Origin of the sequence: Sulfitobacter sp. R18_1 (genome assembly GCF_017743915.1) — a bacterium.
Taxonomy (GTDB): Bacteria; Pseudomonadota; Alphaproteobacteria; order Rhodobacterales; family Rhodobacteraceae; genus Sulfitobacter; species Sulfitobacter faviae.
Map to the genome: position 1 here is coordinate 23,625 of NZ_JAGHRG010000018.1, position 9,247 is coordinate 32,871.

Annotated in this window: 13 protein-coding genes; 5 read left to right on the forward strand and 8 right to left on the reverse strand. The window is 60.7% G+C overall.

Translation table 11 applies throughout. The annotated features are described in order from the left end of the window. Genes J7392_RS23160 through J7392_RS23195 form a run of 8 tightly spaced genes read right to left on the reverse strand, consistent with a single transcriptional unit; the run spans nucleotide 1 to nucleotide 5,443 of the window. Nucleotides 1-783 (reverse strand): ZIP family metal transporter, encoded by a 783-nt coding sequence (locus tag J7392_RS23160; RefSeq protein ID WP_048535492.1) that lies wholly within the window; start codon nucleotides 781-783, stop codon nucleotides 1-3. Between the two features lie 22 nt (nucleotides 784-805). Further along, nucleotides 806-1,264 (reverse strand): DUF411 domain-containing protein, encoded by a 459-nt coding sequence (locus J7392_RS23165; protein WP_050532589.1) that lies wholly within the window; start codon nucleotides 1,262-1,264, stop codon nucleotides 806-808. Nucleotides 1,265-1,267: 3 nt separating this feature from the next. Then, complete coding sequence (locus tag J7392_RS23170; RefSeq protein ID WP_152453299.1) at nucleotides 1,268-2,641, reverse strand: M23 family metallopeptidase; 1,374 nt, start codon at nucleotides 2,639-2,641, stop codon at nucleotides 1,268-1,270. Continuing rightward, nucleotides 2,638-3,264, reverse strand: a complete 627-nt coding sequence (locus tag J7392_RS23175) for an SCO family protein (RefSeq protein ID WP_067920035.1) — start codon at nucleotides 3,262-3,264, stop codon at nucleotides 2,638-2,640. Before J7392_RS23175 ends, J7392_RS23170 begins: the two co-directional genes overlap by 4 nt. Then, nucleotides 3,264-3,731, reverse strand: coding sequence for a copper chaperone PCu(A)C (locus J7392_RS23180; RefSeq protein ID WP_028288644.1), 468 nt, complete (start codon nucleotides 3,729-3,731; stop codon nucleotides 3,264-3,266). The genes J7392_RS23175 and J7392_RS23180 overlap by 1 nt, the downstream gene beginning before the upstream one ends. 25 nt (nucleotides 3,732-3,756) lie before the next feature. Next, entirely contained in the window at nucleotides 3,757-4,416 is a 660-nt protein-coding gene (locus tag J7392_RS23185) for a thioredoxin domain-containing protein (RefSeq protein WP_050532586.1), read from the reverse strand. Continuing rightward, nucleotides 4,413-4,835, reverse strand: coding sequence for a disulfide bond formation protein B (locus tag J7392_RS23190; RefSeq protein WP_209219641.1), 423 nt, complete (start codon nucleotides 4,833-4,835; stop codon nucleotides 4,413-4,415). Before J7392_RS23190 ends, J7392_RS23185 begins: the two co-directional genes overlap by 4 nt. Nucleotides 4,836-4,840: 5 nt before the next feature. Next, a complete protein-coding gene (locus J7392_RS23195; RefSeq protein ID WP_227514182.1) occupies nucleotides 4,841-5,443 on the reverse strand; it encodes an SCO family protein in 603 nt (200 codons plus the stop codon). Between the two features lie 177 nt (nucleotides 5,444-5,620). Between J7392_RS23195 and J7392_RS23200 the strand changes: the two genes are divergently transcribed. From J7392_RS23200 to J7392_RS23220, 5 genes are all read left to right on the forward strand, one after another. Then, nucleotides 5,621-6,049, forward strand: coding sequence for a helix-turn-helix domain-containing protein (locus tag J7392_RS23200; protein WP_007803476.1), 429 nt, complete (start codon nucleotides 5,621-5,623; stop codon nucleotides 6,047-6,049). An 82-nt stretch (nucleotides 6,050-6,131) separates the two neighbouring features. Next, nucleotides 6,132-6,752, forward strand: coding sequence for a cation transporter (locus tag J7392_RS23205; protein ID WP_067920036.1), 621 nt, complete (start codon nucleotides 6,132-6,134; stop codon nucleotides 6,750-6,752). A 69-nt stretch (nucleotides 6,753-6,821) separates the two neighbouring features. Then, nucleotides 6,822-7,592: a transglutaminase-like domain-containing protein gene (locus J7392_RS23210; RefSeq protein ID WP_067920038.1), complete on the forward strand. Its 771-nt coding sequence runs from the start codon at nucleotides 6,822-6,824 to the stop codon at nucleotides 7,590-7,592. Continuing rightward, a complete protein-coding gene (locus J7392_RS23215; RefSeq protein WP_067920040.1) occupies nucleotides 7,582-8,547 on the forward strand; it encodes a cation diffusion facilitator family transporter in 966 nt (321 codons plus the stop codon). The genes J7392_RS23210 and J7392_RS23215 overlap by 11 nt, the downstream gene beginning before the upstream one ends. Beyond that, the gene (locus J7392_RS23220) at nucleotides 8,519-8,881 is read left to right on the forward strand and encodes an STAS/SEC14 domain-containing protein (RefSeq protein ID WP_050532584.1); all 363 of its coding nucleotides are present in this window, start codon (nucleotides 8,519-8,521) and stop codon (nucleotides 8,879-8,881) included. Before J7392_RS23215 ends, J7392_RS23220 begins: the two co-directional genes overlap by 29 nt. Nucleotides 8,882-9,247: the final 366 nt, after the last annotated feature.

Sequence of the window (9,247 nt, forward strand, 5' to 3'; positions counted from 1 at the left end):
TTATCCCAGCCAGACGTCGAGGAACAACATGATCACAAGACCAACCGCGAGGCCGAGCGTCGCCCTGTTCTGATGTCCGGACCGGTGGGTTTCCGGAATGATCTCGTGGCTGATGACATAGAGCATCGCCCCTGCTGCGAAGGCGAGACCCCAAGGCAGCAGCGGTTGCGAGATGCCGATGATACCCGCGCCGATGAGCCCGCCGACGGGCTCGACGAGACCGGTCAGGGCGGCGATGCCCCAGGCGCGAAACCTGGAATAGCCCTCGCCGAGCAACGAAACCGCCACCGCCAGACCTTCGGGGGCATTCTGTAATCCAATACCGATCGCAAGTGGCAACCCGCCCGACAAACCGTCAGCCCCGAACCCGACGCCGACGGCAAGCCCTTCGGGAAAATTGTGGATAGTGATCGCGATGATGAAAAGCCAGACGCGCCGCAGCGATGCGGCGTCGGGACCTTCCCGCCCCGTCTTGAAATGTTCATGCGGCAGCCGTTCGTTCATCAGAGCGACCGCGCCCATGCCAAGCAGGATCGCAACACATACGATGGCCGCCGGGAGAGCACCGTTGTCGAACTGTCCTTCAGCTGCGTCGAGAGCCGGGATGATCAGCGAGAAGAACGAAGCCGCGAGCATGACACCCGCCGCGAAGCCAAGCAGCAGATCGCGCGTGGCCCGGGACGGGATGCGCCCAAAAAGAACGGGGACCGCCCCGACCGCGGTCAGCGATCCGGCGGCCAGGCTTCCAAGAAAGCCAAGCGCTATGGGGGAGAGGGGTTCCAATTGTTAAGGTTCTGCCGCGAGTTCAGTCAGGAGCCGAGTAGCTGGTGTAGACCTCGGTCGATCCGTCTTCGTGGATCAGGAAGACATCGTAAGCCTCCCGGTCGTCCTCCGGTCCCATGCCGGGCGACCCGTAGGGCATTCCCGGCACCGCCAGGCCTACCGCGTCTGGCCGGTCCTCCAGCAGGCGTTGGATGTCAGCCGCCGGCACGTGGCCCTCGATCACATAGCCGTCGACCAGAGCAGTATGGCAGGACACCATGCGCTGCGGCACGCCATTGTCGAGTTTGAAGCGCACAAGAGATCCTCCGAACATGTCCTCGCCCATCGGCGCGAAGCCATTCTCCTCGAGGTGCTTCATCCAGGACAGGCAACAGCCGCAGCCGTTTGTCTTCCGGACGTCGATCTGAATCGTCTCTGCGACGGCCTGCGCCGCGGGAAGCAAGGCAAATGCGATGGCAAGGGCGGGAGTAAATCGTTTCATGGATCAAAGCCTTTCGGTTGTCGTCTGTGCAAATTCGCTGGCGAGCCTCTCAGCAAGAAGTGAACGCGCCTCACGCAGTCGCTCAAGCGCGGCCGTGTCGTCCGCTTCACGCTCGGCCGCCTCTGCCAATCGGTCGTCAGAGAGAGGGTCGGTTGGGCGACCGTCCACCAGCACTTCGTAATGTAGGTTGGGGCCTGTCGCGGTACCCGTCGCACCGACCCGCCCGATCATATCTCCGGCCATCACGCGTTGCCCTTGTGTGAGCCCGTCCGGTACGGCGCTCAGATGCGCATAGCGCGTCAGGGTGTCGGAGCCATGAGCGATCTCGACGACCCGGCCATACCCACCGCGTCGGCCGATGAAGCGAACGCGGCCCGGCGCCGTCGCCTGTACCGGCGTGCCGCGCGCCGCCGCGAAGTCGACCCCTGTGTGCATCCGTACATTGCCGTAGACCGGATGGGTGCGGCGCCCGAACACAGAACTCAGCCGTGCACCTTCGACCGGTTGCGCAAACACGCGCAGGACTTCTCCGTCGACATAGATCGTCGCTTGGCCGCTGCCGTCGTTCGGCCAGACGATTTCATAGACCGAGCCATCGATATCCAGTGCGGCAAAGGCAAGCTCGGGCTGACCAATCCTCTTGTTCCCGTCTCGGGCCTCGCGCCAAAGGAGGCGCATCGTCTCGCCACCCGCAAGATCACGACGGAAATCCACGGTGCCGCCCAGCATCTGCGCCAGGTCCACCGCAAAACGGGCGGGGATGTCTGCCGTGTCTAGGGCGGCGAAAATCGAGCTCTCGATCACCGCCTCGCCAGCGAAAGTCACCAATTCGGGATCCGGCTCCAACACGCGGGCGGCAAGCTGTTCGCCGAAGACCGCCTCTATCCGGACACCGTCATCGACGGCTAGTTCTACACGACGCGGGTTGTCGTCCGTTGTGGAAACCACGGTAATGATGTGACCCGGACGCAGACGGCGCAGATCGTATTCCGCGCCAATCGCCAAGGCGATTTCGGCGCGATCCGAAGCATCCAGCCCCGCATCGGAAAGGACCGCATCAAGCGTCTCGCCCGACGCAATCTCGCGCGACCAGGTGACCAGCTGGGGCTCGATAGATGGCAAGGAGGTATCAGCGGGGGAAACGGTCAGGAGGGGCCGGGGTCTGAACTCGAATGCGATATCTGCCTGGGCGAGTGTAGGGCGGACCGAATTGGTTTCGGTAATCCGAGGCGGCGCAAGCGGATCGGGAGTCCAGAGGGTCGCTTCAGCAATCGCAGGGGGCACCGGTTCTTTGGACAGAACGCCAGAGATGGCGATGGCGGTCACCGAAAATGCGCCTGCGACCGCAACGGCCGCCAAGACAGTTCTTATCTTCATGTTGCCCCCTCTACGTCTTCTGTCAGTGCGCGCCGGATCTTCGGCACCGCGAATTCTCTTGGCTCGTGATAGTCGATCATGGTGACGAGCTCACCCTCGGCATCGAACAGGAATACGCCTGCCGTATGGTTCATCGTATAGCCGCCGCCCTCAGTCGGGACGCGCTCAAATGAGGCACGAAACCCTTCTGCAGCGCGGGCAATCTGGTCTTCCGGCCCCGTCCAACCACGAATGACCGGATGAAAATAGCCGACATATTCGGCCATGGCCTCGACCGTGTCCCGCTCCGGGTCGACCGTGATGAAGACCACGTTCATCTCTGATGCTTCGTCGCCCAGTTCCTCAAGCCAGCCGGAAATATCCGATAGGGTCGTCGGGCAGACGTCCGGGCAGTAGGTGAACCCGAAAAACACCATTGTCGGACGACCGATCAGGTTGCCAGGCCCTACCTCATTTTCCTCGTGGTCGGTCAGCCGGAACTCCATCGCCGATAGGGGCAGGGGCCGCTGCCCTTTTGGTTCAGGCGCACCGGGCCCGTCCACCCGCCACCAGCCCACGAAGAGCGTCAGGCCAAGAACGCCGGCACCGGCTGCGCCGTATAGAAGGAGCTGCCGACGTTGCATCAGCCCTCCGGTCCACGCGCGGCGATTCCGAGGATTGGGACCTCGACCGTCACCTTGCCGCCATCCGAGAAGGTCAGTGTCAGCGGGAAATTCTCGCCTTCGGTCATCGGCTCTTGCAGCTTCATGAGCATGGCGTGCAACCCGCCCGGCTCCAATGCCACGCTTTGGCCGGGCTCAATCGTGATCTCGCCTGCAGGTGCCATGGAACTGACGCCATCGGAGTTGGTTTTCGACTCATGGATCTCGGGCATCATTGCCAGCGGTGTCGCAAGTCCGGTCAGCGTAACGGCGTCTTCACCCGTGTTGCGCACGGTCATATAGGCGGCACCTGGCCTGTTGACGCCGATCGAGGCGCGGGACCACGCATTCTCGACCACGACATCCTCCGAACCGGCCAGTGCGGGGGCCGACAGCCCTGCAACCGTCAAAAGCACGGCCAATGCATTGGTATATCTCAACTTCTTCACCACTCGTTTCTCCTGCCTCCGCAAATCAGCTTTGGCTTGCCGCAACTTCCACTGCCACCAGCCTCCGCAATTCGGCCTCACCGAACGGATCGAGAGGCTTGCCGTTCACGAAGAACGTGGGCGTTTGGCGGACCCCGACTGTCTCGACATCGGCGCGGTCCTGGTTGAGCACCGCCACAACACCGGGGGCCAGCATCTGTGTCCGGGCAGCTTCGACATCCAGACCTCCGCTTGCTGCAATCTCAAGGATCAATCCGGGTGCCGGGGTCCCGTGAGACGCCCATCTGGGCTGCTCTCGCAAGACTGCCTCGAGCACAGGTTCAAACACGTCCTGCATGCGCGCCGCCTCGAGCACACGGATCGCTTCTACCGACGCCTCGCCGTGAAAAGGCGTATAGCGGATTACAACGCGCACCGCGTCTCCGTGCTCCGCCATGATATCCTCGACGACCGGATAGAAAGCGCGGCATGCCTCGCAGGCCGGGTCGAAGAATTCAACGATGGTTACGGGCGCATCCTCGGGCCCGAGGATCGGGGAATAGGGTCGGATCAGCGCGTTGGCCATTTCAGGGTCGATGGGATCGGACGCGGCAATCGGGTCGGGGCGGGTGGCATACCAGGCGGCCCCGCCGAAACCGGCGACCCCGAGCGCGAGAACGGACAGGATGAGGCCGCGTCGTTTCATTCTTGTGCTTCCTTCAGTGAGAGAGCCGACAGCAGCCCGATCACCACGAAGGCGACGAGCGCCATCAGAGGAATCGGAATGCCGAAGACCAGTTGATTGTCGTCAGTACAGGATGGGCCTGTCGCCGTGCAGGGCTGGATGCGTTCGGGGATCAGCTCGACATAGAGGCCGAGGTGCCAGAGCGCTATGGCGGCGCCCCCGATTGCCAGCGCGATCCCGTAGCGACCCACGCGCCGATCCTGCCACCACAGCCCGAGCCCGAGGACGATGGCCAAGGGAAACATGAAGGCACGCTGAAACCAGCAAAGCACGCAAGGTGTCTGCCCCAGAACCTCGCCGATGAAGAGCACTGCAAGCGACCCGGTGAGCGCGATGATCCAGGCCAGCCCGAGGGCCGTCTCTCCGGAAAGTCGGGTCATGACGATCAGATCCTCTCTCTCAGATCGGCGAGGATCTCTTCGGCGGGCGTGCCGTAGGGCCAGGAGTCCGCGAAGCCTGCTTGCGTGTCGAAAAGGAAAAGATGCGACGTGTGACCCATCGTGTATCCGCCCGGCGCAGTCGCCTGCTCGATCCGTTCATAGAATATCGGAAAAGTTTCGGATGTCGCGGCGATCTGCTCCGGTGTACCGGTAAGCCCGATGATCCCTGCGTCGAACATGGGCACGTACTCCGCTAAAGCCGTCGGCGTATCTCGCTCGGGATCGATCGTTATGAAAATCGGCTGAACCACTGCCGCCTCATCGCCCAGGCCCTCCATCACGGCCGCGACTTCGGACAGTGTTGTCGGACAGACGTCAGGGCAATTGGTGAAGCCAAAGAAGACCAGCATCCAGCGCCCTGCGAAATCTTCGTCCGTTTGGACAATGCCGCGATGATCGGTCAGTTCGAAATCAGCAAGAAACGGTGGTTCATTCTCGGCTCGGGCAAGGTCGGCACGGTAGTCGGACCATAGCAACAGCCAGATGAAAACGAACGCCGCCGCGCCCGCCAACACCCACAATACCTTCTGAAGACCTGAAAGCCTCACGCCGCTCCGCCCGAACTTGATTCTATATTTTGTGTGCGTTTACATCCTCTAGCTACTGTAGGTTCAAGCGTGATTGTCACCGATCGGCCAACAATCACCTATCTGTGAAACTCAGGTGAAGCTTGTGATGCGCACCGCATAAAGCTACACCCACTGTAGGTAATGTGGGGAGCGGAAATGCTGACGATTGGGACTCTGGCGAAGAAGACCGGAACAAAAGTGCAGACCATCCGGTATTACGAGCAGATCGGACTTATGCCTGAGCCCGGCAGGACCGAGGGGGGCCAACGACGCTATGGCGACGCCGAACTCGACCGCTTGTCATTCGTCCGGCACGCTCGGCAACTGGGCTTCTCGTTGGACGCGATCCGTGAGCTCCTCGATCTCAGCGATCATCCGGGAAAGTCCTGTGCAGAGGCGGATGCAATCGCCCGTCGGCAACTCAAACAGGTCGAGCAACGATTGGCGCGGCTCGAGGCGCTGCGGACGGAATTGAAGCGGATGGTGCATGAGTGCAGCGGCGGACAGACTTCTGATTGCCGTGTGCTCGAGGTACTGCGCGACCATTCCGAATGCCTGACCGACCATGAAGAGATCGGCGCCTGAGCAATTTCGACGACCTTTGATCGGAACGCAAAAAGCCCGGTGTTAGTTACTCATTGGCAATTCACTAATTTGAATACCCGGCATGGCGGAGCAGAGAAACGCAACGGAAAGACGCACACTCTGGATCGTGCTGGGTCTTAACATCGGGCTGGCAATCGCTTTCTTCGCCTCGGGCGCATTCGGCGATTCAAGCGCGCTTATCGCCAATGGCCTCGACAATCTGTCGGACAGTTTCGTCTACGCGATCAGCCTCTTCGCGCTGTCCCGCTCCGCCAAGTGGAAGCGCGGAGCGGCGAACGTTTCGGGCGGCCTGCTGATCCTCTTCGCCCTTGGAATCCTGTATGACGCCTGGCGCCGCTACGTCGGCGGATCGGATCCTCTTGGCACGATCATGATTGTCATGGCGCTGGTAGCGGCGGCCATCAACGCACTTTGCGTCTGGCTGTTGGCACGGCTTCGCGATCCGGACGTGAACATCCGAGCGGCGAATACGTTCAGCTGGAACGACTTCGCGGCCAATCTCGGAATCGTCGTCGCAGGCGGGCTCGTAGCCTGGCTCGGAACGAATTGGCCGGACCTTGTCGTGGGCGTGATTGTCGCCGGCATCGCGGCCTGGGGTGGCGTCGGAATCCTGAGAGACGCGCATGGTGAACACCACAAGGCGGTGCACAATGACGATCAGGTAACCAAGGACTCGGCCTGAAATCGGGGCTTGAAGCTACAGTGACTGTAGCAACTACATATTCTCGCGAACGATTCGAGGAGATATCCCGTGAACCCCGCCGACCCTCATTTGGCCAAAACCCGGCTGCTGGATTTTGACGCGACCTCAATTGCAAAACTGATCGAGGAGCGCGGCTGGGCAGACCTTCCCAGCGACGACCGAATTGGGGCCATCTACGATTTCGTCAGGAACAAGATTACCTTCGGCTACAACCGCGCCGACGACATTCCGGCGTCCGAGGTCCTCGCAGATGGCCACGGGCAGTGCAACACCAAGGGCACGCTCCTCATGGCCCTGCTGCGTGGCGTGGGAGTTCGCTGCCGACTGCACGGGTTCACAATCCACAAGGCGCTTCAGAGAGGCGTCGTTCCGGAACTCGTCTATCCCCTCGCGCCGTCCGAAATCCTCCACTCCTGGGTAGAGGTGGACTTGGGCGACGGATGGGTCAATCTTGAAGGCTTCATCCTGGACGCGCCTTTCCTGCAGACGCTGCAGCAGAAATTCCGCGAGACGGATAGTCTGTGCGGCTACGGGGTTGGAACGGAGTGTCTGAGCGCCCCGCCTGTCACTTGGTCCGGCAATGATACCTACATCCAGAAAACCGGTATTGTTCGCGATCTTGGAACCTTCAACGCACCCGACGATTTTTACTCAAAGCACCGCCAGAACTTCGGATTTGTGCGCGACTTGCTCTATCGCCACGTCATCCGTCACTGGATGAATGCCAGGGTTCGCCGCATCCGCCGCGGAATCTTGCCGCCGGTCCCCGGATTCGATCGGCCGAACCACCGCCATGAGGAGACGAACCGTGCCGCATGATCACGGCCACGCCCACATCGATCCTCAATCCGGTGATCGTCGCGTCTCCATCGCCATCTGGGCCAACGGCCTCCTGACGGTCGCGCAGATCGTCGGCGGGATCCTTTCCGGCAGCCTCGCGCTGATCGCGGATGCCCTCCACAATTTCTCGGACATGGCGTCGCTGGTGATCGCCTTCTTCGCGCGTAAGATCGCTCGCCGCCCGGCGGACAAGCGCATGACCTTCGGCTATGGGCGGGTAGAAATCGTCGCAGCGCTCATCAACTACACGACACTTATCCTGATCGGCTTCTACCTGATCTACGAGGGTGGCATGCGCATGATCGACCCACCAGAGGTACAGGGCTGGACGGTGGTGATCCTGGGCGGTGTGGCACTGGTCGTCGACACGTTGACGGCGCTGCTCACCTATTCGATGCAGAAAGGCAGCGTGAACATCCGTGCGCTCTTCCTGCACAACCTATCGGACGCTTTGGCCTCCGTGGCGGTCATCATCGGCGGCTCGCTCATCCTCCTCTACAACATGCGGTGGGTCGACCCGGCGATCACCATCGGCATCGCTCTCTACATCCTCTACCTCGCATTTACCGAGATTGGCGGTCCGATTCGGACGCTGATGCTCGGCAGTCCACCGGACATCGATAATGAAACCGTCGTTCAGGCGATGCGGGGTGTGGATGGTGTCGCGGACGTTCATCACGTGCATCTGTGGCAGATGCAGGAGCACGAGGCGGCTCTGGACTGCCACGTCGTGCTGACAGCGGACGGCTGGGGTCAAATCGAAAAGATCAAGGCCGCGATCAAGGACCGGCTGAAGGACGATTTCAGCATCGGTCATTCGAGTCTGGAATTTGAGCACGAAGACCGCGCACACGAAAACGCTGACCTTTACGGTCACGGCAAATCGGAAAAAGAGGAGGAAAACCATGTTCACCGAGACACTGACAGCTCATGACGACACGATTGGCCTCGCCTGCGAGGGCAAGCTCAGCGAAAGCGACCTGAAACGGATGCACGCCCTGCTTCATGAGCGCCTGCAAGAGACAAGTAAGCCCGGCCTGGTTCTCGATCTCACGAGGTTCGAAGGCTACGATGGGCCGTCCGCTCTGCTCGAAGATCTGAAAATCGACACAGCCCATAGGAATGACTTCCGCCGCGTCGCTGTGGTGGGCGAAGGGGCTTTGTTGGAGTGGGGAACCAGGTTCGCCGACGTGCTGACCACGGCAGAACTCCGTCAGTTCGACCCGGCGGAAATGAAGGCGGCAATCGCCTGGGCAAGTGAAAGGTAGAGTAGCTTTCAATCAGATGCCTTCGCAGAAGACAGCATCTGTTCGAAACCATAAACAAAAGAGCTACAGCAGTTGCGAGACCCAAGAGCAATCCCAAAGTTCTGAACATGGTCGCTCCTTTCGCAAAGGAGTAACTTTGGTACGGTGGCACTGCCCTTGCCGGGGCATTATCAAATCGTAATGTTTTAGCGGCTCAGGGCGCCAGTTGGTTAACATAAACTTCATTATGAGTTTTTTCACTGTAGCCGCAAAGCAGTAATGTCACCCATCGGCAAAGCAGAAGTGTCACTCTCCTTGCATACGGTAGCGAGGATTAGTGGACATGGGATGGGTGACGATGAGTGAGCGCGAGTTGAACCGCGTTGA